The sequence below is a fragment of the Streptomyces mirabilis genome, assembly GCF_039503195.1.
In the GTDB taxonomy this organism is placed as follows: domain Bacteria; phylum Actinomycetota; class Actinomycetes; order Streptomycetales; family Streptomycetaceae; genus Streptomyces; species Streptomyces mirabilis_D.
This window is the reverse complement of record NZ_JBCJKP010000001.1, coordinates 1,744,321-1,765,003: the sequence shown is the minus strand read 5'-3', so window position 1 is coordinate 1,765,003 and position 20,683 is coordinate 1,744,321. Positions and strand designations below refer to the sequence as shown.

The following is a 20,683-nucleotide window of genomic DNA, read 5'->3' as shown; positions in this document are numbered from 1 at the left end:
GGGAGTTCGGACGTGATCGAGACCAAGAGGCCGCCGCAGAACATCCGCCGCGAGATCGTGGGCATCCCCGTCGAGGGCGCCGAACTGGCGCTGCACCTGTGGCGGCCGCGCGGGCAGGTGAAGGGCGCCGTCTTCTACTTCCACGGACTGCAGTCGCACGCCGGCTGGCTGTGGGAGGTCGGGCCCCAGTTCGCCGACAACGACATCGCCTTCTACGTCCTCGACCGGCGCGGCAGCGGCATCAGCGGCGGCACACGGCACGACCTGCCCGACGTGGACACGGTGATCCGCGACTACGTGGCCGCGCTGGAGTACGTACGGGAGGCGGTCGGCGACAGCGTGCCGCTGTCGCTCTTCGGGCACTGCCTGGGCGGCTCCTTCATGGCGGCGCTCATGCACCACCCGGACTTCACCACCCGCTACGACGCGGCCGTCTTCTGCTCGGCATGGCTGGGCAAACTGCACGCCACCCTCGACGACGAGCAGCTGCGGACCCTGGCGGCCGAGACCAGCCAGGAGCCGTGGGACGCCGGGCTCAGGGCCGAGGACTTCACGGACGAGGCGCGCCACCGGCACTTCATCGACCACGACGACCTGGCGGTACGCGAACTGACCCGGCGCTCCCGGGGCGTGCTGCTCGACCTGGAGCGGCTGTACATGCGGCCCGAGCGGGCGCTGCCCGCGGTCCCGGCGGCCTACGTGTCCGGCATCAGCGACCCGATCATCGACCTCGACGACGCACGGCGCACCTTCCTCGGGATGACCGGGAGCCACGGCGCCCTGCTCCAGTTCGCCACCCACAAGCACTACCTCTTCTACACCGACGTACGGGCCCGGCTCGTCGACTGGGCGTCCACGTTCACCCTCCTCCAGGGGCTGGACCGCCATGCCTGACGCCGCCGAGGCCGTCCTGTACCGGGTCGGGATGCCGATGGCGGTCTCCTTCGACCACCCCGCCAAACGCCGCTCCACCTCCGACAGCCTCCTGCTGCGCCTGGACGTCGACGGAGCGAGCGGCCTCGGGGAGTGCGCCCCCAGGGCGTACGTCACCGGGGAGACCACCGAGACCGTGACCGGCGCCCTTCGCCATGTGCCGCTGGACGAGATCTTCGCGCGGGTCCGCTCGACCGAACCGGCCGCGCTCCTCGCCCGGCTGCGCCACGGTGGACTCGCCGGGACCTTCGGCCTGCGGGGCGGCGGCAATCTGCTCTGCCTCCTGGAGACCGCGCTGCTCGACCTGCTGGGCAGGCGGCTGGGCCTGGGCGGGGCGGAACTGGTGCCCACCGAAGGGGCACCCGCCGCGCGCCGCCCCGCGCTGCCCGTCTCCCAGGTACTCGACCTCAGCCTCGACGTCGAGGAGTTCCTCGACACCCGCGGGCCCTTCCACTTCGTCAAGGTCAAGGCGGCCGACGACATCGACCGCGACCTCCGCACGGTCACCGCGATCCGCGCCCGCCTCGGCGACACCGTCCCGGTCATGGTCGACGCCAACATGAGCTGGACCCCGGACGAGGCCCACGGGCACCTGGCCGCGCTGCGCGACGCCGGAGCCGACCTCGTAGAAGAACCCCTGGCCAAGGGGTCCTGGGCGGAACTCGCCCGACTGCGGGCCCGCACCGGTCTTCGCATCCTGCTCGACGAGTCGGTGTGCACCCTCGACGACGCCCGCACCGCCGTCGAGTCCGGGGCCTGCGACGCCTTCAACGTCCGCGTGGCGAAGAACGGCGGCCCGGTCACCGCCGCGCGAGTGATCGAGCTGGCCCGGCGCGCGGGCCTCGGCTTCCAGGTCGGCGTCCAGGTCGCCGAGGTCGGACCGCTCATCAACGCCGGCCGCGCCCTCGCCTTCGCACACGGCGACGCGTTCACCGTGGAGGCCGGCCAGTCCGACCGCTTCTTCCCCGAACCGGTCGTCTCACCACCCCCCGCGGTGTGCCGCACCACCAACACCATCACCCCGGCCCCCGGGCCCGGCTTCGGCCTCGACCTCAACGAACACGCCGAACCCTGGGCCGTGCTGCGCCGCACCGAGGGCGACACGTCCTGGCGGCCCCTCCCCGCTCCCGCGCCCCGTACGAAGGAACACGCATGACGACGTCCTACTTCTCCGACCTGGTGGTGGAGTTCCTGCACCAGCAGGGCATCGACAAGGTCGCCTTCAACCCCGGCGCGTCCTTCCGTGGCGTGCACGACTCCCTCGTCCACGCGGACAACGCCGAGATCGCCCCCGAGATCGTCATGACCTGCCACGAGGAGATCGCCGTGGCCGTGGCGCACGGCTACCACAAGGCGAGCGGCCGGCACATGGGTGTGTTCGTGCACGCCAACGTCGGTCTGCTGCACGCCTCGATGGCCGTCTTCAACGCCTGGTGCGACCGCGTACCGCTGTTCGTACTCGGCGGCAACGGCCCCGTCGACGCCGGCAAGCGCCGCCCGTGGATCGACTGGATCCACACCTCGCAGAACATCGAGTCCGTCGTCAAGGACTACGTGAAGTGGTGCGACCAGCCCATCGGCCAGCGGGCCACCGTCGAGTCCCTCTACCGCGCCTTCAAGCTGATGAACACGCCGATGCAGGCGCCGGTGTTCGTGGCGCTCGACTTCGACGTGCAGGAGCAGCCGCTCGAGGACGGCGTACGGCTGCTGCCCGCGCGATCCACCGAGGCCGCCCGGCTCCCCGCGCTGAACGGCGCCGACCTCGACGACCTGACCGGGCGACTGCTCGCCGCCCGACTCCCGGTCCTGGTCGTCGACTTCTCGGGCCGTGACCCCGGTACCGTCGCGCAGCTGGTCGCGCTCGCCGACGCACTCGGCCTGGCCGTCGTCGACCGCGGCAACAGGCTCAACTTCCCCAACACCCACCAGCTCAACGTCAGCCACACCTCGGGCACGCTCCTGGCCGACGCCGACCTCGTCCTCGCCCTCGAGGTGCAGGACCTGGTCGGCGCCCTCGGCTCCTTTCTCGCGCTCACCGACCAGGGAGCGCCCGCGAACGGCGCCGACATCGTCACCGTCGGCTTCAACGAACTGCTCACCAGCAAATGGGCCGCCGACTACCAGCAGTTCGTGCCGGTCACCCGCGCCGTCGCGGCCGACACCGCGGACTCGGTGGCCGCGCTGCGTACGGTCGTCGAGGACCCGGCCGGTCCGTTCGCGGCGCCCGCGTTCACCGAGCGCCGCGAACAGCGCACCAAGGCCCTCGCCGACCTGCACACCGAAGCCCGCGCCGACTGGGCGCGCCAGGCGGAGGAGGCGAAGGGCCGCGACCGTATCCACGTGTCCGCGGCCGTCGACGAGATCCACCGTGCGGTCCGCGACGAGGAGTGGATCCTCACCAACACCGGCAGCCTCACCATCGACGGCTGGGTGAAGAAGCTCTGGCCGCTGGAGCGACCCGGCAGCTACCTCGGCCTCAACGGCGGCGGCGGCCTCGGCTACGGCCTCGGCGCGTCGATCGGCGCGGCGCTCGCCCACCAGAGCGACGACACGCTCTGCGTCGACCTCCAGGCCGACGGCGACTTCCTCTACACGCCCAGCGCGCTGTGGACCCTCGCCGCCTACGACGTGCCGCTCCTGGTGATCGTCATGAACAACCGCCTGTATCTGAACTCCACCCAGCACGCCGAGCGCATCGCCGGCAACCGCGACCGGGACATCGACCGCGCGCACATCGCCACCAGCTTCTACGACCGGCCCGTCGACTTCGTGACACTGGCCCAGTCGTTCGGTGTCCACACCCTGCCGCGGGTGGAGCACGTCGACGCCGTCGCGCCGACCGTGCGCGAGGCGGTCGCCCACATCAAGGAGCACGGCAGGCCCGTCCTCGTCGAGATCCTCATGGAGTGACCGGACCGGCCCGCCCGGACCGGGCGGGCCCCGTCTTCCCAGCCCGCGACTTCCCAGGAGGCACCCACCATGACGGTGGTCTTCGAATGCATCTACGACGACGAGCGGTACTTCGGACTGGGCGTGCCGCAGGACGGAGCGTCCCTGCGTCTGTATCCCCTGGCCGGTGACACCCTCGCCGCGCTGCTCACCACGGCGGCCGACGACGGGGCGGACACCGCCGCGCTGCTCACCCGGGGCAGGGCGGCCGTCGACGTACCGTCCGCGGACCGTCACCGGGCGCGGCTGCTGCCCCCGCTGCTGCCCGCTCACGTGGGGGACGCGCTGGTCAGCGGCTTCATGATGACGCACAACGTGAAGGTCGGCGCCGAGGTGCCGGACCAGCCCAACTGGTTCGTCAAGGGGCTCGGGGACGTCCTGAAGGTGTCGGGCGAGGCGCTGTCCGTACCCGGAGACGCCGTGGCCGTGTGCGAGGAGGCCGAGGTGGTCCTCGTCCACGTGGGCGACGAACGGGGGACGCCCCGCTACGCCGGCTACACCTTCGGCAACGACGTCACCGACATAGGCCGCTTCCAACAGCACGCCGGACACCTGTCGTACGCGAAGCTGTGCGACGCCGGGGTGGCCCCCTGGCTGCACCTCGGCGAACCGCCGCGCTCGGTGACGGGCGAGGTCACCGTCGAGCGCGGCGGGGCACCGGCCTGGAAGGGCCCGTTCACCACCGGTGTCGACGCCCTCCACTACGACCTGCCCACGATGATGTCGCGCCTCTTCTCCTACGAGGCCCTGCACCGCCCCGGCCGGGTGCACTACGTCTACATCGGCGCCGACCGCAGCAGCTTCCACGCCGGGTTCCGGACCGGGGACGGCGACCGGGTCACCATCGACGTCGCGAGCCACGGTGTGCGGCTGTCCCACCCGCTGGTGTGGACGCGCCGCCCCGGACAGGACTGACGCCGTGACCCCGCTGCGCCGACTCAGTGACGTCGAGGCGGCGTTCGCCCGCACCCACGCGCTGATGCACGGCACCACGCAGGTCACCACCCATGTCACGGTGCGCGGCGACCTCGACCCCGAGCACTTCCGGCGCGGCGCCGAGCGGTGGGCCGCCGAGCTGCCGCTGCTGTCGTTGCGCATGGAGGAGCGGCCCGACGGCCTGTGGTTCACCACCGGTCCCGGACTCCGGCCCGGACAGATCCGACACGACCCGCTCGGCACGCCGGAATCGGCCGACGACGTACTGCGCGGGGAGCTCAACGACGTGCTGGAGACCGGTGGTCCACTGTGGCGGCTACGCCTCGTCCGCGACCCGGGCGCGGGGGCGTCGCACCTCTACTTCACCCGCAACCACGCGATCTCGGACGGCCACTCCACCGGTGCCGTGGTCCGCGCTCTGCTGGACGCGCTGTTCGCCCCGCCCGACGGGGTGAGCGTTCACGACGTCCGGACCCTGCCACCCAACGGCGACGCGTTGACGTACCGTCCACCCGCGCGGCCGGACGCCCCGGTACGGGAGTTCGTGCCGCGGCCCGAGCCCCTGCCGTTCGCGGCGCACCGGCCGTGGGACGAACGGGCCGCGGACTTCGTCCCGCTGACGTTCACCCGGGAGGAGAGCCTGGCCCTCAAGTCCTGGTGCCGGGAGCGGAGGGTGACGGTCAATCAGTTCTTCGCGGTCGCGCTGGCCGACTCGTACGCCGAGGCCACGGGCCGTTCGGAGGTGAATCTGTGCACGGCCGTGTCGCTGCGGCGACGATACGGGGAGAGCGCCGAACTGCCCGACGTGGGCTGTTTCATCAACGTCCTGAACGTTCCCGTGCGGGTCGGCCGGGGCGATCCGGTCCACGAAGCCCGTGACTACGCCGCGGCGCTGGCGCGGGCGGACGCCGCGTGGCGCCCGCCCCTGCGCGACCACGCGGTGATCCGGCGGGCGGTGGAGGAGACCGCGGCCGCCCGGTCGGCCGCCGGGATCTGCATCACCAACGTCGGTGTCGTCGACCCGGCGCTCGGCCCGCACACCGCCCGGGTCACCGGCTATCGCACCGTGGTCAACCGCGTGGGCGCCAACTACGGGGTCGTCCTCCATCTCGGTACCCTCGGCGGGGCGTTCACGACGGCACTGGCCTTCGGCACCCCCAGCACCGCCCCGGACACGGTGCGCGCCATGGCGAAGGCACTGCGCGACCGCGTGCTGCGCCCCGCCGCGGCGCGTCGGGGTCTGCCGGCGGGGGCTTCCCGATGAGGTGTTCAGGCCTTGTCCTTGGTGTCCTTGGTGTCCTTGGTGTCCTCGGTACGCAGGACCAGGGCGAGGAGGCCGGGGAAGCGCTCGTCGAACTCGGCGCGGCGCAGCCGGTTGAGCCTCTTGGGTCCGGCGTCGCGCTGCTCCAGGAGGCCGGCCTCGCGCAGTACGGCGAAGTGGCGGCTGAGGGTCGCTTTGGTGACCGGCACGTCGAAGCTGCCGCACGACCGTTCCCAGTCGGCGGCCCCGGCCAACTCCCTTACCAGGGTCTGGCGGACCGGGTCGGCGAGGGCGAGCAGCGCCGCCTCCAGCGGTACGTCGCCCGGGGGAGTGTGGACCGGCGGCGTCCGGTGACTCGCGGCTGCCGTCGGCTGTCGGCTGTCCACGGTCGCCCGCCCGCCCCGTGCCGTCGACTCTCGGCTCTGTGCCGTCATGGCTGGTTGCTCCGTCCCGACTCGCTTGGTCCGTGAGGCGTGCCGTACACGGATTGCAGAGTGTTCGATGATCTGCGTACACTCGGACTGTTCGCTTGTAGGCGAACAGTCTACCGGAGCCCGCTGCGTATCGCCCGGCTCCGGCTCACCGCCCTCCGGCACGACGGAAGGAAAACCGTGCCTCAGACCCAACCCCACAAGACCCGGCCGGGACTGACGCTGTTCGCGGCCTGCCTCGGTTTCGTGGTCGTCATCCTGGACGTCAGCGTCGTGAACGTCGCCACCAAGGCGCTCGGTGCGGACTTCGGCGGCAGTCTGTCCGGTCTTGAGTGGGTGATCAACGGCTACACGCTCACCTTCGCGGCCTTCCTCCTGACCGCCGGCGCCATGGGCGACCGTTACGACCCCAAGCAGATCTTCATGGCGGGCTTCGCGTTGTTCGCCGTGACGTCCCTGGCCTGCGGCGCCGCCCCCTCGTTGGTCGCCCTCATCGCCGCCCGTGTGGTCCAGGGCGTCGGCGCCGCGATGATCGTGCCGTCCTCGCTGTCGATCGTGAACACCAACTTCCCCGACCCGGCGGAACGCACCCGCGCCGTGAGCCTCTGGGCCGCGGCCGGCGGACTCGCCCTCGCGCTCGGCCCGGTCGTGGGCGGCCTGCTGGTCGACTCGCTCGGCTGGCGCTCGATCTTCTACGTCAACGTCCCCATCGCCGCCGTCGGCATCGTGCTCGTGCGAGCCCACGCCAGGCCCGCCCCCGCGCGCGACGCCTCGGTGCGCCGCTCGCTGGACCTGCCCGGTCAGTTGCTCGCCGTCGTCGGCCTGGGCGCGTTCACCGGAGCGATCGTGGAGGCCAACGCGCAGGGCTGGTCCTCGGCCACCGTTCTGACCTGCCTGGCCGTCTTCCTGGTCGCGCTGCTCGGCTTTCTCGCGGTGGAGCGCCGCAGTGGCGACCCGATGCTGCCCCTCCACCTGTTCGGCCGACGGGCGTTCAGTTCCACGTCCCTCATCGGAGTGCTGCTGAACTTCGCCTTCTACGGCCTGATCTTCGTCTTCAGCCTCTTCTTCCAGCAGGTCTGGGACTACTCGCCCATCGGCGCCGGACTGGCGTTCCTCCCGATGACGGCCGCCATCATGATCGCGAACCTGTCGTGCGGTCCGCTGGTCAAGCGCTACGGCGCCCGGACCGTACTGATCACCGGCAACACCCTCGCCGTCCTCGGCTACCTGGCCACGGTCCCCGTCGTCGACTCCGGGGCGTACGCGCAGATGACCGCGCAGTTCGTCGTCGCCGGATTCGGCATCGGCCTGGTCGTCCCCTCCATGACCAACGCCATGCTCGGGTCCGTGGACCCGGCCAACGCCGGCATCGCCTCCGGGGTCCTCAACGCCTCGCGTCAGCTGGGCGGCCTCATCGGGGTCGCGGTAATGGGTCTTCTCGTCGGCCAGGCCGCCTCCGACCACTTCCTGTCCGGCCTGCGCGCGGCCCTGCTCTGCGCCGTGGTGGCCCTCGCGATCAGCGCGGTGCTCAGCGCGGTCGGCCTGCCCAGGCGGCAGGTGACCACCGCGACGGCACCGACGGCCGCCGCATCCCAGGCCGGGTCCGAGCCCGCTCTGAAGACCGCCGACGCGCGCTGAAGGCCGCCGCCCGGTCGCCCTACCCCAAGGAGTCCCCGTTCCATGCCTCACCTCGTGCTCGAATACTCCGGCAACGTCCGGGAGCGCATAGACCCGGCCGCCCTCTTCGGGAAGCTGCACATCGAACTGGCCTCGGTCGGAGGCTTCCGCATCCAGGACTTCAAGAGCCGTGCCGTCCGCATGGACCAGTACTTCATCGGGGACGGCACCCGCGAGCAGTCGTTCGTCAACCTCGACGTGCGGACGTTCGGCGGCAAGTCCCCGGAGGCCAGGACGGCGGTGAGCGAGGCCGCCCTGACCGTACTCGCCGACGCCTTCGAGGCGACCCTGCGCGAGACGGCCTGCGACATCTCCGTCCAGATCACCGAGCTGGACCGCCCGAGCTTCGCCCGGACCCGGTCCGCGGACCACAGCGACCGTCCCGCGGCCTGACCGGCCCCGCCCCCCTCCACGTACAGGAGCAGAACCAGTCATGAGCGCATACGCAGACCAGCGCGTCCTGGTCGTCGGCGGCACCTCCGGTGTCGGCCTCGCCACCGCCCGGGAGTTCGTCACGCAGGGCGCCGACACCGTCATCGCCTCGCGCAGCCCGCAGCGGCTCGACGCGGCCCTCGCGGTGCTCGGCGGGCTCACCGCGTCCGGCGGCGGGGCGGTGAACGGGCAGACCCTGGACATCCGTTCAGAGGAGGAGGTGGAGAAGTTCGCCGCCACCGCCGGGGAGTTCGACCACGTAGTCGTCTCGGCGGGGGAGACCCCCATGGGGCGGGTCGACGCCCTGCCGCTGGCCGACGCGTACGCCGCCATGGACAGCAAGTTCTGGGGCGCTTACCGGATCGCCCGGTCCGTCCGCGTCCGGCCCTCCGGGTCGCTGACACTGCTCGCCGGCTACCTCTCCCAGCGGCCGGGCCGGGCCTCGGCCCTGCAGAGCGCCATCAACGCCGCCCTCGAGGCCCTCGTGCGCGGCCTGGCCCTGGAGTACGCGCCGTTGCGCGTCAACGCCGTCTCGCCGGGACTGCTGCGGACCCCGCTCTGGGAGGGGATGGACGTCACCGCCCGCGAGCGGATGTACGAGGCGGCGACGCAACGCCTGCCCGTGGGGCGCGTGGGGGAGGCGGCCGACGTCGCCCAGGCGGTGCTCTTCGTCACCGGCAACGCCTACGCGACGGGCACCACCGTGTACGTCGACGGCGGCGGAACCATCGCCTGACGGCACATGACCCGACGCCCCTCGCCGTACCGCGGCGGGTGCGCCGCGAGACCCCGTCTCCGGTACTCGGGGGGACGGGGTTTCCCGCATATGTGACAGATCTCTTCTCCAGCGACCTACCGGCCGGTATACAAGCGATGTTGAGCCTGCAAGGAACGCCGAGTCAGTGTCGACGGAGGAGAGATGATGAACCATCACGTGGTCCGGGGCGACGCCATCCGAAGACGACGACACACCTCCGCGCTGGGAGCCGCCCTCGGTTGCGGTGTCCTGCTCCTCGGCGTCGCCTCCGCGTCTCCCGCCGTCGCGAGCGGACCGCACTCCCACCGGGGGACCGACTACGTGGCGCTCGGCGACTCGTACACCTCCGGACCCCTGATTCCTCGTCAGGTGGACGCCGACTGCGCCCGCTCCGACCAGAACTACCCCTCGCTCGTCGCGGCGCGGCGGCCGACGAGAACGTTCATGGACGTGAGCTGCGCCGGCGCGACGACCGACGACATGTGGAAGGCGCAGGGAACCAACGGACCGCAACTGGACGCCGTCGAGCGCTCCACGGATCTGGTGACCGTGCAGATAGGCGGCAACGACATCGGCTTCGGCTCCATCATCGGCACCTGTGCCGCGCTGAGTTCCAAGGACCCGTCGGGCAACCCCTGCCAGCAGTACTACAACTCCTCGGGCTTCGACCAGCTGACGCGGAACATCATCGAGACGGCTCCCAAGATCGCGCGGGTGCTGCGCGCCGTGCACGACAGGGCCCCGCACGCCCGCGTGCTCGTGGTCGGCTACCCGGACCTCCTGCCCGACGACGGCAGCGGCTGCTATCCGTCCGTCCCCTTCGCCGCCAAGGACTTCGCCTACCTGCGTGACGTCGGGAAGCGGCTCAACCTGATGATGCGCACGGTGGCCCTGTTCAGCCGTGCCGAATACGTCGACACGTACAAACCCACCGTCGGACACGACATGTGCAAGGCGCCCGCCGACCGGTGGATCGAGCCGCTGCAGCCCGCATCGCCCGCCGCCCCCGCACACCCCAACGCCAAGGGCGAGGCGGTCATGGCCGGGGCGGTGCTCCGGCGGCTGTAGCTCCTGCGTGATGCGCGATCCCCACGGACCCCACGGACCCCACGGACCCCACGGACCCCACGGACCCCACGGACCCCACGGACCCCACGGACCCCACGGACCCCATGAACCCCACGGACCCCGCGAACTCCATGGACCAGGCATGTTTACACGATCTGCCCAGGGTCACACGGGTCAGTGAGCACCTGATGCCGAGAGCACCGAGAGGTGAGTTCCATGGCTCGCGACCAGAAAGCCAAGGCCAAGGCCGAGCAGGCCAAGGGCAAGATCAAGGAGACCACGGGTCGTGCCGTGGGCAACGAGCGGATGACGGCCGAGGGGCGCGTGGAGAAGGCCAAGGGTGACGCGCGTCAGGCGAAGGAGAAGACCAAGGACATCTTCCGCGGCTGATGCCCGGCCGCTCGTGGGGCGGACGGTTGACACGGAGCAGGGGGCCCGTCGCAGGGAGCGACGGGCCCCTGCTCCGCTCCGCGCGCACCCGCGCCGAGCGGTGGAGGTTCGTAGGCTTTCCCCTCCGAAGATCGTAGGCTTGCCCCTCCGGAGACTGTGTGGGGGAGCCATCTATGACCACGGCCAGGGACCTCTTGATCACCGCCATGGACGTGGACCCGGACCGCACCGTGGGGCAGGGCGACCTCTCCCTCGCACTCGCCGGGGCCGAGGTGATCGACCTCCTCGCCGCTGACGCCGTCCACCTGGACGGCGACCGCCTCGTGCCGGCCCCGCAGCCGACGACGGAGGACCGCCTCCTGGCCGAGGCGGCGTCCTCACTCGTACGTCAGGTGCCCTACGAGCCGGTCGAGGACTGGCTGTGGCGCAGGGGGCGCGGCCTGGCCGCGGTCCATCTGGCCGCCCTCGAGGCGGACGGTCAGCTGACCCGGCAACGCCGACGCAGACTGCCTTTCGGAGCCGTCCGGATGGTCGTGGTCGACTCGCCCGCCCGGCGCCGGGCCCTGCACCGCTGGGCCGCCGACGAGCCCGTCCTCGTCTCCCTCGCGGCGGCCGTCGGGATTCCGGCCGAGCAGGGCGTGGACGTACCGGTCGTGACCGACGACGCGGTGACGACCGTGCTGGCCGCCGTCAACGACGCGGTCATGGAACTGGAAGCGGTACGCCAGCGCCGGTCCATCGAGAACGCGGCGTTCGCCAACCTCTGGCGAGGTGCGTGACGCGAGCGGGCGCGCCGTGACCCGCCGGGTTCAGAGGGTGACCTCGGGTCGGCACCGGTTTTCCGGTAGCGATCACTCGCCCCTGCCGGGCCCGTTCTCGGGCGTGCCGGTGCCGGTGCCGGTGCCTGTTCCCGTGTCGGTGCCCCGGTCCGGGCCGTCGTCGCGGGCCGCGCGCCGTGCCCGTACGGTGCCCGCGACCCGTTGGAACGTCCGCGTCAGCTGGTGGAGCGGGTTGCCCTCCTGACCGGCGGACGTCTCGTGTGCACCGGACGCACTCGTCCGGAGGTCTCGGAGCTCGGCCAGTGCCGCATGCGCGAGTTCGGTCGCCTCGCGGTACTGGTCGCGCGACCTCGTCATGGCGTCGAGTGCCTCGGCGTAGACAGCCACCAGTGCCCGCGCCTCCTCCAGCGTCAGCAGCTTCCAGTCTTCCCGGAGGCCGGTGAGGGCGTCCTCCGCCGTTTCCGGCAGCGGCCGGGGCAGTGCCGCGTACCGTACGACCTTCTCCAGGAGCTCCGTCGGCTCCGAGCCGTCGAGGAACACGCTGCGTACGGTGCAGTCCTGCTCGTCGTACCCGGGCCGGGCGGGGGAACCGGGCAGAATGACGGCGCCGCCGCGCGGCACCCGTACGCCCAGGTCGTACAGCGCCCAGTTGACCGTCTGGAACTGCTCGGGCGCGGCGCGGTGTTCCACGACGCGGTGACGCAGACCGGGCGGGAGCAGCCGGGCCAGCGGGAGGCGACCGCGTTCGTCGGTGGTCATCGCCTCGTGGATGACGACGTTGATGCTCCAGCTGTGCTGCGCTGCCTCCTTGAGCAGGCGGCGCAGTGTCTTGTCCTCCTGCGGCAGCGGGTTGATGTCCCGCAGGCGGAGCCCGGCCACGATGTCGTGGTCCCAGGGGACCTCGTGCCCCTCGGGCCAGAACATGGTCGCGGGCGAGGGCCACGCGAGGTCCCAGGGCCGTTCCGCCTCGGCCACCAGCGTCCAGCGGGTTCCCTCGGCGGCGTGTTCGCGTCCGTCCGTCGTGAGCCGTGCGCGAACCGGGACGGCGTCGTCGACCAGCCAGCGCGCCTCGAAGACATGGCCCTCGGTGTTCGAGGGGTCCTCTGCCTCCAGGAAGTCGTGGATCGTCTCGTCGGCCTTCAGCCTCCGCAGGTTCTCCCTGAGGATCTCCAGCGGGGCGGGCCCGACGTGGCGCCCGCCGGCCAGCCAGACGGTTTCCGGAGCGGTGGCGCGGGCGGTGGAGGGCTTGGGCATGAGTCACTTTGCGGTGGGAGGCGGCGTGGCCTCCCAGTATGGTCAGCGCGGGTGGCCGGTCGGGCGGCGAGGCCCACGTGGATCACGTACATCCCCTATTGCGGAACTTCGACCCTTCCAGCGCCTTATGCGTGTTTTGAGGCACTGGAGACGTCGCCGCGTCCGTCACGCCGGGCGCAGCGCGCTGTGAATCGCCTTCTGTCCGGCGAAGAAGAGGGACTCTTCGCGTATCGAGGCACCCGGGCTGGGGGCGTGGATCATCATGCCGTTGCCGGTGTAGAAGCCGACGTGGCTGACGTTGTCATAGAAGAAGATCAGGTCGCCGAACTGGATGTCGGTCAGGGGAATCGCCGCACCGGCGGTCGCCTGACCGTGGACGGTCCGCGGAAGTGCGACCCCGGCGGCCCTCCAGGCGGCCTGGACGAGGCTGGCGGAGTCGTACGAGTCAGGCCCGGTCGCACCCCAGACACACGGCTTGCCGATCTGCTCGCGGGCGAAGGCGAGGGCCTTGGCGGCCTTCCCCCCGTACGCCGACTCCGCCGCGCCGACGGCCGTGTTGACCGCGCCGGTGGAGGCACCCGTGCCTACGGGCATACCCGCGGCCAGGGGCATCCCCGCGCCGAGGGACATGTCCGTACCCATGGACAGGTCCGTGGCCGGCGGTGCGCCTCTGCCGAAGGACATGTCCGCGCCGGGAGTCATGCCCGCGGCCAGGGGCATCCCCGCGCCGAGGGACATGTCCGCGCCGAGCGGCATCCCCGTACCCATGGACATCCCCGTACCCATGGACAGGTCCGTGGCCGGTGGTACGCCTCTGTCGAAGGACATGTCCGCGCCGAGAGGCATCCCGGCGCCGAGGGACATGTCCGGGCCGAGTGCGGTCGACTGCTGTCGCTGCCACTCCTCCTCGGCCTGCCGGCGAGCCTGGTCCTCCGGGGTGGGCCAGACACCCTCGACCGGACGTGACTCGATCGCCGCCGGCCCGGGGTTCCACCGCGCGGCGTGCTCGGACACCAGTTCACGGGCCAGCGCCAGCTTGCGCTGGATCTTCGCCTTGGACGTCTTCAACGAGGACTGCCCCGGCCCGGCGGGCAGCGCGGGCAGCAGGGCCGTGGCGGCCTCCTGTGCGGATTGCGGCGCAGGCTCCGGCGCGGCCGGCAGCGCGGCGACGGCTCTGCCCGTCAACTCGGCCACGGGCCCGGCGGCCGCCTCGGCGGAGGGGCCCGCGGTCAATTCCAGAACGGGGCGGGCGGTCAACTCCCGCCCACCGTTGGCGAGTCCGTCCTCCGGCCGCTTCGCCGGGCCCGTGGGCCGCGCCTCGGCCGGGCGGTTCGGCATCCGGTCGGCCGGCAGCCTGGCCGGCGCGGACGGACCCAGCTGCGTGCGCGCCGCGTCGAACCAGGTCTTGGTGATGTCGTCGAGGGCGGGGTCGCGGCGCCTGCGCGCGGTTTCCGGCGCGGGGTTGACGCGGCTTCGGCTCCCCGTGGTCATGGCGCGGGTCCCGTTGACGAACCCGACGGCGTTCTCGGCCTGGTCGTAGAGGGAGCTGATCCGCTGCTGCACCTCCTCGCGGCTCGGACCGTCCGCGCCACTGAGGGCGGCCGTCGCACGTGCGGAGTCGGGCAGGCCAGGGAGGCTGTTGCCTCCAGGGCGCGGGGTTCGTTCCGGCGCCATGGGAGCCGTACTCCTTCCGTACTCCGCCTACCGGGCCGGCTGTCGGGTTCGGGCGGAAGATTCCGGAAGGCATGCCCTACGGCCCTTGCCCGATCGGGCAGTTGGGCCGATTCACCCCAAGGTCGGTTGGGTCCCGGTTCCGGTCGCCACGGGGGCACCGGATTCGGCGGAGGTCGCGCGACCCGGCGAGGTTCGCCGGAGGGAGTCGTGCGGCCTACCGTCAACTTAGCCAATTTGTGTGCCTGGTGTGAAGATTGGAGCGCGAACTGTCCGATATGTAATTGTGACCTTCGTCTACGTGTCCCGGCCGCGACCAGGATGTCGTACGACCGCCGTGCGCCCCATGGTCGCCGCGAGCGTGCGCAATCGGCGCCAGTCCAAGGAGGGTTGAGCCTCCGGCACGCCGGGCCGTTCCTTGGGGACGCGGACGCGCAGCGCGCCGGGTTCGATGCGGCAGTGGACCGGGGCGGGCAGGACCAGGGCCTCGCCGTCGATGCCGGCCTCGATCTCCGCGCGGTCGGCGTCGATGACCACCTCACGGGCGGTCAGGACCGCGAGTCCGTCCGGCGCGGGGTCCAGTACGAGCGCGGCGGCCTCGGCCGCGCTGTCCACCGTGATGCCGAGGACCCCGAGCAGCCCGGAGTCGAGCCGCTCGCGGCGGCCGAGACCGGCCGGATCGTTGGTGCGGTACGGGTTGTTGCTCACCAGTACGGCCTGCGGGGCGTCGAGCGTCGTGTCCTCGGCGCGAGCGGTCAGCCGCGGCCCGCGCTGGCGGGTGAGCAGGTCGGGCAGGAGGTCCAGGATGGTGCCGATCTTGTCGTCGCGGTACGCGGGACTCTGCACGACCGCCGCGTACGCGCCGAAGGAGGCGTTGTTGACGAACGGGTGGCCGCCGGCGAAGCCGAGGTCCACGCGGAGTTCGACGCCGTCGGTGAGGGCGTCCAGACAGGTCGCCGGGTCGTCGCGGTCGAGGCCGAGGTCCATGGCGAAGTGATTGCGGGTGCCGGCGCAGACCACCAGGAACGGCAGACCGTGTTCGGCGGCGACGGCCGCGACCAGCGCCTGGGTACCGTCACCGCCGGCGACGCCCAGCAGATCCGCGCCGTCCGCGACGGCGGCCCGGGCCAGCGCGGTGACGTCCTGGTGCTTGTCCGGGTCGAGGAGCACGACCTGTGCGCCGAGCCGCTCCGCCTTCTCCCGCAGCCCGAACTTCGCCACCTTGCCGCCGCCGGAGTGCGGGTTCATGACGAGGAAGGGGCGCCGCGGTGGTGGTGCCCTGCGTTCCTTCGGGCGCGGGGCGCGCGTCCGGTCGCTCCGCAGGGCGTACCGGCCGCTCCAGACGGCCACGGTCCACAGTGCCAGGGACACGGGAACGGCCCAGAGCAGCCCGGCCACGGCGAACAGGGTGATCACGGCGCCGGGCGCGACGGCCGCCAGCACGGCCGCCACCCAGCGGAGCGGGCCGCGCCGGGTCAGCGCCCACCACAGCGCCGCCGCCGTGACGGCCACGCCGAGGAGCGCGGCGAAGAGCAGCAGTACGCCGTCCACGCCTCCGTAACCGAGCGGCAGCAGCACCGCCAGCGCCGCCGCGACCAGCGCGGCCCTGGCCGCCCACCGTTTCCCGTGGCCGACCTGCGCGCTCGTGTCCACACCCATCGCTCCTCCACGGACGTCGTAGAAGTCCGGCCCTGGTGGGCCCGGCCGCACGGAGGCCTGGTTCGGCGGGTCGTCGGCTGTGTGCGGGGTCGGCCATCGACGACACAGTCGTATGCAACCGTCGGGTCAGGCCCCGCGCAACCGCCACGCTCCGCCGGGCCCGCGCCGACCGGGGCCGGTCCGGGCGGTTCTCACCGAACCCTTGGTCCACCCCTCGGGGCCCGTTCCGTCGTGGCTGATGCACGATGGGCGGCGGCGGGCCCTGGCAGTACGCCGGGGTGTGTGGGAGGGACAGTGGTGATGAGTGGGCAGCGCGGCCGTGTCCTGGTCGTGGACGACGACGCGGCGATCCGCCGCTCGCTGGAGCGGGGCCTGAGGCTCGGCGGATTCGCCGTGGACCTGGCCGACGGCGGCCGGCCGGCCCTGGCGGTGGTCCGGCGGACGCCGCCGGATGTGATCGTGCTGGACATCTCGATGCCCGACCTCAGCGGCATCGAGGTGTGCAGGGCGCTGCGGGACGAGGACAACGACGTACCCGTGCTGATGCTTTCCGCACTCGACGAGACCGCCGACCGGATCGCGGGCCTGCAGGCGGGCGGCGACGACTACCTCGTCAAGCCCTTCGCCCTGCAGGAGTTGGTCCTGCGGCTGGAGGCACTGCTGCGGCGCAGGCCGCCACGGGACAGCGGCACCGTGCGGGCCGGCGGGCTGCTCCTGGATCCCGCCGCCCGCAGGGTGAGCCTCGACGGGCGGCCGGTGGAACTGACCCGCCGCGAGTTCGAACTCCTCCACTTCCTCGCCCGCAACGCCGGCATCGTGCTCAGCCGGGACCAACTCCTCGATCGCGTATGGGGCTACGACTTCGAGGTGCGCACCGACGTGGTGGACACCTTCGTCAGCTATCTGCGCCGCAAACTGGAGACGTCGGGGCGCTCCCGGATCATCCACACCGTACGAGGCGTGGGCTTCGTCCTGCGCGACGACGACCCGCGGGAGCGGCCGTGAGACTGTCCACGCGGATCGCCCTGGCCGTCGGCGCCACCGTGCCCGTACTGGTACTGGCCACCGGCTGGCTGCTGCTGCGGCTGGTCGCCGCGGATCTGCACGATCAGCAGGACACGCATCTGCGTGAGCGCGCGGTGGCCGTCGCCAAGGACGCCCGGAGCCTGCTGCGGGCGAGCGCCGCCGACCGGTCGGCGGCGGTGGAGCAGGCCCGTGAACGCCGTGTGTTCACCTCGGCCCTGGACGTGGGCGTACGACTGATCGGCCCCGAGGAGACCTTCACGGGCGGCCCGCAACCGGCGGCCGACGTGGCGCTGCCCGCCAGGGCGCCCGTGCCGGTCACCCTCCGTGCCGACGGCAGGAGCTGGCGGATCCTGTCGACCCGGGTGACGGGGGCGCGCCCCGGTGTGCGCGGCACCCTGTGGCTGTTCGCGTCCGACACCGCCGCCGACACCCAGGTGCGCCTGGTCCGACGGCGCGTGGTGACCGTCGCCCTGCTCGCCGCACCGCTGTCCGGGCTGCTCGCCTGGGCCGTCGCCACCCGGGCGAGCACACCGCTGCGCCGTCTGCAACGCCGGGCGAGCGGCCTCGACCCCCGCTCCAGTTCCACCCGCCTGGACCACACCCCGACGCGGATCGCCGAGGTCGACGACCTCGCACACACCCTGCAGACCGTCCTGGCCCGCTACGACGAGCAGGCGCTCAGGACCGCCGAGGCACTGGCCACCGCCCGCTCCTTCGCCTCGGCGGCCTCGCACGAACTGCGCACCCCGTTGATGAGCATGCAGACCAACCTGGAGATCCTCACCGAGCATCCGGAGCTCGCCGGACCCGACCGCGACGAAGTGCTGCACGACCTGAGCCGCGAACACGCACGCCTCCTCGGGGTCCTCGTCATGCTGCGCGACCTCGGCCGCGGAGACCTCGTGGAGGCGGACGCCTTCGGCCCGGTCGACCTCGCCGACCTCGTCGAGGCGAGCACCGAGGAACAGCGGCGACGCCATCCGGACGCACGGGTGGCCGGCCACTGCGCACCGGGGCTGCGCGTACACGGCTGGGAGGCGGGACTGCGGAGCCTGGTGGACAACCTGCTCGTCAACGCCCTGGTCCACGGACACACGGACGGGCAGCCCCCGCAGGTCGAGGTGACCTTGCGTGCGAGCGGCGCCGACGCGCTCCTCGTCGTCGAGGACCGGGGCCCTGGCATCCCGCCCGAGCTGAGCACCGAGGTCTTCGAACGCTTCCGCCGCCGACCGGACAGCCCCGGCTCCGGCCTCGGACTGACCCTGGTCGCCCAGCAGATCGCCCTGCACCGGGGCGGGATCCGGGTACTGGACCGGCCCACGGGTCCGGGTACCCGCGTCGAGGTCACCCTGCCGCTGAGCGACGGCACCCCGGACACGGAGGCCACCCTTCCGCTCCCGCGCAACTGGATGATCACGACCGCCGACCGGCCACAAGAATTCCACAAAGACGGCTCCTAGCTTTCCCGGCGAGAGGGCAGTCGCCCGTGAACGCGGAGGAGTTCGTCATGCCAAGCACCAGGAAGACCGTGATCTCGGTCGTCTCGTTGGTCGCCGCCGGATCGCTGTTCGGCGCCGCCGGCGCCGCCACCGCCGACGCCGCGACTCCCGCGCCGTCCGGCACCCCCACGGGCGACGGCGCGGCAGCGCTCTGCAAGCGCGCGCCGAAGATCGACCGGCGGATCGACCGGATCCTCACCCGGCTGCGCGCGGACGCTTCCCAGCGTGGCTCCATCGCCCGTCTCGAGCAGCGGGTGGCGAACGCCAAGTCCGCGGGGCACACCCAGATCGAGACCTACCTGAACGACCGGCTCACCGTCCGGCGTTCCCTGGTCCCCACCCTGGAGACCCGCCAGAAGGACCTGGCCGACGTCGAGAAGTGGTGCGGCACCCACGACAACGGTCGTACGAACTGATGCGCGCGCGCCACACCGTGCCGGCCGTACTGGCCGCCCTGCTGTTCCTGGCCGGATGCGGCCACGGCGGGAGCGCACAGAGCACGCAGGGCACGCACAGCACACAGACAGCACGGGGCACGCAGACCACCGGCCAGCCCGCACCCACCTCCTCCGCGGACCTCGGTCATCTGCGGAAACTCGTCGACGACGCCGATTCCGCGGCGAGCGCGGCGGAGTCGGACATGGCCCGGGAGTGAGGTCAGCGTTCCGCCGACGGGGGCGATCCGGTGGGATGGAGCCGGTGGTGGCCGTCGACGGAACGGGTGGCGAAACGAGGTCGATGCGGGTGGTGCGAGGCGCTGCGTTCGATGATCAGGAGGGCGGCGTCGTCGCCCGGATGGTCGCCGACATGTGCGAGGAGGTCGTCGTGGATGTTCCGCATCAGGGCATCGGGGCTGGAGACGGGAAAGGAGGCGACCCGCTCGAGGAGCGGGTAGAAGACGCCCGACGGTGAGCGGGCTTCGATGACGCCGTCGGTGTAGAGCAGGAGGATGTCACCGGTTTCGAAGGTGAACGGGTCGGGTCGGTGGCTCGCGGCGGGCAGCTCGCACATGCCCAGCGGCGGGAGGGGGTGGCGCGGGTGCAGGGCCGTGACCTCCTGCTTGCGCAGCAGGAGAGGCGGAGGATGACCGCAGGTGATCATCCAGGCGTCCGGCCCCTCGTCGGGGATGTCGAGCACGAGCGCGGTGATGAAGTGCTCGCCCGGGTCGTGCTCGGTGTCGGCCACGTCCTCCAGGTCGCGGCACACGCTGACCTCCAGTGCCGCCGTGAGCTCGGGCAGGGTGGCGTACCGGTGAGCGCCCTCGCGGAACGAGCCGAGCACCACCGAGGCCTCGCCGATGGAGGCCAGACCCTTGCCGCGTACGTCTCCGATGATCACCCGCGTGGAGGGCTGGGCGGCGCGGGAGACCGCGAACAGGTCGCCGCCGATCTGCGTCTCGTCCTCGGCGGCCAGATACAGCCAGGCCACGCGCAAGGGCCCGATCCGGCGGGGCGGCGGTCGCAGCAGGACCCGCTGAGCCGTCTCGGCCACCGACCGCGCCCGGCTCAGCTCCCGGGCACGCCGCTCGCGTACATGGCAGACGAAGACCACCAGCGCGGAGAGCACGGTCAGGGCGATGATCTGCGCGACGTGGTTGGCGGTGGTCAGCCCGCCGTGGAACACCGCGATGAAGACCTGGGCGGCCACGGCCAGCACCCCCACGACCGCGGTCAGCCGTGGGCCGGCCAGGGAGGCGGTGAGGGCGGGGGCGATGACCAGCAACGGACCCAGGTGGACGCTGGTCGGGGAGTGGAGGTCCACCACAGTGATCACTACGATCAGCGCGAGTGGGACTGCCACCAGTCCGCGGCCCGACGGCTGCTCCACGAGGCGGTCCACTGACACACGCCGGACACCCACATATCTCATTTTGCCCCCGAATCTGCGGCCCGTGCTCCCCGGCGACAGGTCATAAGATCGGCTTATGGGGCCATAGATCCAACCCGGCTACTGACTAAGGT

General features: G+C 71.9%; 20 protein-coding genes and 1 riboswitch. Of the genes, 15 read left to right on the top strand and 5 right to left on the bottom strand.

What is annotated here, in order from left to right:
* Positions 1–12 precede the first annotated feature (12 nt).
* From AAFF41_RS08565 to AAFF41_RS08545, 5 genes are all read left to right on the top strand, one after another.
* Positions 13–894, top strand: coding sequence for an alpha/beta hydrolase (locus tag AAFF41_RS08565; protein WP_319745402.1), 882 nt, complete (start codon positions 13–15; stop codon positions 892–894).
* Positions 887–2,089, top strand: a complete 1,203-nt coding sequence (locus AAFF41_RS08560; RefSeq protein WP_319745404.1) for a mandelate racemase/muconate lactonizing enzyme family protein — start codon at positions 887–889, stop codon at positions 2,087–2,089. The genes AAFF41_RS08565 and AAFF41_RS08560 overlap by 8 nt, the downstream gene beginning before the upstream one ends.
* Positions 2,086–3,843 carry a thiamine pyrophosphate-binding protein gene (locus tag AAFF41_RS08555; protein WP_319745406.1) on the top strand — a complete coding sequence of 586 codons (1,758 nt, stop codon included), beginning with the start codon at positions 2,086–2,088 and terminating at the stop codon, positions 3,841–3,843. Before AAFF41_RS08560 ends, AAFF41_RS08555 begins: the two co-directional genes overlap by 4 nt.
* 69 nt (positions 3,844–3,912) lie before the next feature.
* The gene (locus AAFF41_RS08550) at positions 3,913–4,797 is read left to right on the top strand and encodes an FAH family protein (RefSeq protein ID WP_319745408.1); all 885 of its coding nucleotides are present in this window, start codon (positions 3,913–3,915) and stop codon (positions 4,795–4,797) included.
* Positions 4,798–4,801: 4 nt separating this feature from the next.
* Positions 4,802–6,082, top strand: coding sequence for a phthiocerol/phthiodiolone dimycocerosyl transferase family protein (locus tag AAFF41_RS08545; RefSeq protein ID WP_343323787.1), 1,281 nt, complete (start codon positions 4,802–4,804; stop codon positions 6,080–6,082).
* A 5-nt stretch (positions 6,083–6,087) separates the two neighbouring features.
* Here AAFF41_RS08545 and AAFF41_RS08540 read toward each other — a convergent pair whose 3' ends face one another.
* Complete coding sequence (locus AAFF41_RS08540) at positions 6,088–6,513, bottom strand: ArsR/SmtB family transcription factor (protein ID WP_343323786.1); 426 nt, start codon at positions 6,511–6,513, stop codon at positions 6,088–6,090.
* A 177-nt stretch (positions 6,514–6,690) separates the two neighbouring features.
* On the opposite strand from AAFF41_RS08540, the gene AAFF41_RS08535 reads away from it, so the two are divergent.
* From AAFF41_RS08535 to AAFF41_RS08510, 6 genes are all read left to right on the top strand, one after another.
* Entirely contained in the window at positions 6,691–8,148 is a 1,458-nt protein-coding gene (locus AAFF41_RS08535; RefSeq protein ID WP_319745414.1) for an MFS transporter, read from the top strand.
* A gap of 42 nt (positions 8,149–8,190) precedes the next feature.
* Positions 8,191–8,580, top strand: coding sequence for a 5-carboxymethyl-2-hydroxymuconate Delta-isomerase (locus tag AAFF41_RS08530; RefSeq protein ID WP_319745416.1), 390 nt, complete (start codon positions 8,191–8,193; stop codon positions 8,578–8,580).
* A 40-nt stretch (positions 8,581–8,620) separates the two neighbouring features.
* Positions 8,621–9,355, top strand: coding sequence for an SDR family oxidoreductase (locus AAFF41_RS08525; RefSeq protein ID WP_075025471.1), 735 nt, complete (start codon positions 8,621–8,623; stop codon positions 9,353–9,355).
* A 186-nt stretch (positions 9,356–9,541) separates the two neighbouring features.
* A complete protein-coding gene (locus tag AAFF41_RS08520) occupies positions 9,542–10,444 on the top strand; it encodes an SGNH/GDSL hydrolase family protein (RefSeq protein WP_319746061.1) in 903 nt (300 codons plus the stop codon).
* Positions 10,445–10,660: 216 nt separating this feature from the next.
* Positions 10,661–10,834 (top strand): CsbD family protein, encoded by a 174-nt coding sequence (locus tag AAFF41_RS08515; protein WP_075025472.1) that lies wholly within the window; start codon positions 10,661–10,663, stop codon positions 10,832–10,834.
* A gap of 173 nt (positions 10,835–11,007) precedes the next feature.
* Positions 11,008–11,613, top strand: a complete 606-nt coding sequence (locus tag AAFF41_RS08510; protein WP_319745418.1) for a GOLPH3/VPS74 family protein — start codon at positions 11,008–11,010, stop codon at positions 11,611–11,613.
* Between the two features lie 72 nt (positions 11,614–11,685).
* On the opposite strand, the gene AAFF41_RS08505 is transcribed toward AAFF41_RS08510, so the two are convergent.
* From AAFF41_RS08505 to AAFF41_RS08495, 3 genes are all read right to left on the bottom strand, one after another.
* Entirely contained in the window at positions 11,686–12,867 is a 1,182-nt protein-coding gene (locus AAFF41_RS08505; RefSeq protein WP_343323785.1) for a hypothetical protein, read from the bottom strand.
* A gap of 165 nt (positions 12,868–13,032) precedes the next feature.
* Positions 13,033–14,541 carry a C40 family peptidase gene (locus AAFF41_RS08500; RefSeq protein ID WP_319745422.1) on the bottom strand — a complete coding sequence of 503 codons (1,509 nt, stop codon included), beginning with the start codon at positions 14,539–14,541 and terminating at the stop codon, positions 13,033–13,035.
* Between the two features lie 8 nt (positions 14,542–14,549).
* Positions 14,550–14,720, bottom strand: a riboswitch (cyclic di-AMP (ydaO/yuaA leader).
* 115 nt (positions 14,721–14,835) lie between these two features.
* Positions 14,836–16,197, bottom strand: coding sequence for a diacylglycerol/lipid kinase family protein (locus AAFF41_RS08495; protein WP_343323784.1), 1,362 nt, complete (start codon positions 16,195–16,197; stop codon positions 14,836–14,838).
* Between the two features lie 300 nt (positions 16,198–16,497).
* Between AAFF41_RS08495 and AAFF41_RS08490 the strand changes: the two genes are divergently transcribed.
* The 4 genes from AAFF41_RS08490 to AAFF41_RS08475 are packed head-to-tail and all read left to right on the top strand — an operon-like array spanning position 16,498 to position 19,377.
* A complete protein-coding gene (locus AAFF41_RS08490) occupies positions 16,498–17,202 on the top strand; it encodes a response regulator transcription factor (RefSeq protein ID WP_343323783.1) in 705 nt (234 codons plus the stop codon).
* Complete coding sequence (locus AAFF41_RS08485; protein WP_319745428.1) at positions 17,199–18,683, top strand: sensor histidine kinase; 1,485 nt, start codon at positions 17,199–17,201, stop codon at positions 18,681–18,683. The genes AAFF41_RS08490 and AAFF41_RS08485 overlap by 4 nt, the downstream gene beginning before the upstream one ends.
* A gap of 47 nt (positions 18,684–18,730) precedes the next feature.
* On the top strand, positions 18,731–19,138 hold the full coding sequence (locus AAFF41_RS08480) for a hypothetical protein (RefSeq protein WP_319745430.1): 408 nt from the start codon (positions 18,731–18,733) through the stop codon (positions 19,136–19,138).
* Complete coding sequence (locus AAFF41_RS08475; protein WP_319745432.1) at positions 19,138–19,377, top strand: hypothetical protein; 240 nt, start codon at positions 19,138–19,140, stop codon at positions 19,375–19,377. Before AAFF41_RS08480 ends, AAFF41_RS08475 begins: the two co-directional genes overlap by 1 nt.
* 2 nt (positions 19,378–19,379) lie before the next feature.
* On the opposite strand, the gene AAFF41_RS08470 is transcribed toward AAFF41_RS08475, so the two are convergent.
* On the bottom strand, positions 19,380–20,591 hold the full coding sequence (locus AAFF41_RS08470) for a PP2C family protein-serine/threonine phosphatase (protein WP_415925831.1): 1,212 nt from the start codon (positions 20,589–20,591) through the stop codon (positions 19,380–19,382).
* Between the last annotated feature and the right edge of the window lie 92 nt (positions 20,592–20,683).

Bases quoted from the DNA above. Each gene is read 5' to 3' on its own strand.
- AAFF41_RS08505 (WP_343323785.1), bottom strand. From the start codon at position 12,867: ATGCCCAAGCCCTCCACCGCCCGCGCCACCGCTCCGGAAACCGTCTGG.
- AAFF41_RS08555 (WP_319745406.1), top strand. From the start codon at position 2,086: ATGACGACGTCCTACTTCTCCGACCTGGTGGTGGAGTTCCTGCACCAG.
- AAFF41_RS08500 (WP_319745422.1), bottom strand. From the start codon at position 14,541: ATGGCGCCGGAACGAACCCCGCGCCCTGGAGGCAACAGCCTCCCTGGC.
- AAFF41_RS08550 (WP_319745408.1), top strand. From the start codon at position 3,913: ATGACGGTGGTCTTCGAATGCATCTACGACGACGAGCGGTACTTCGGA.
- AAFF41_RS08475 (WP_319745432.1), top strand. From the start codon at position 19,138: ATGCGCGCGCGCCACACCGTGCCGGCCGTACTGGCCGCCCTGCTGTTC.
- AAFF41_RS08525 (WP_075025471.1), top strand. From the start codon at position 8,621: ATGAGCGCATACGCAGACCAGCGCGTCCTGGTCGTCGGCGGCACCTCC.
- AAFF41_RS08490 (WP_343323783.1), top strand. From the start codon at position 16,498: ATGAGTGGGCAGCGCGGCCGTGTCCTGGTCGTGGACGACGACGCGGCG.
- AAFF41_RS08520 (WP_319746061.1), top strand. From the start codon at position 9,542: ATGAACCATCACGTGGTCCGGGGCGACGCCATCCGAAGACGACGACAC.
- AAFF41_RS08540 (WP_343323786.1), bottom strand. From the start codon at position 6,513: ATGACGGCACAGAGCCGAGAGTCGACGGCACGGGGCGGGCGGGCGACC.
- AAFF41_RS08495 (WP_343323784.1), bottom strand. From the start codon at position 16,197: ATGGGTGTGGACACGAGCGCGCAGGTCGGCCACGGGAAACGGTGGGCG.
- AAFF41_RS08560 (WP_319745404.1), top strand. From the start codon at position 887: ATGCCTGACGCCGCCGAGGCCGTCCTGTACCGGGTCGGGATGCCGATG.
- AAFF41_RS08510 (WP_319745418.1), top strand. From the start codon at position 11,008: ATGACCACGGCCAGGGACCTCTTGATCACCGCCATGGACGTGGACCCG.
- AAFF41_RS08515 (WP_075025472.1), top strand. From the start codon at position 10,661: ATGGCTCGCGACCAGAAAGCCAAGGCCAAGGCCGAGCAGGCCAAGGGC.
- AAFF41_RS08530 (WP_319745416.1), top strand. From the start codon at position 8,191: ATGCCTCACCTCGTGCTCGAATACTCCGGCAACGTCCGGGAGCGCATA.
- AAFF41_RS08480 (WP_319745430.1), top strand. From the start codon at position 18,731: ATGCCAAGCACCAGGAAGACCGTGATCTCGGTCGTCTCGTTGGTCGCC.
- AAFF41_RS08470 (WP_415925831.1), bottom strand. From the start codon at position 20,591: ATGAGATATGTGGGTGTCCGGCGTGTGTCAGTGGACCGCCTCGTGGAG.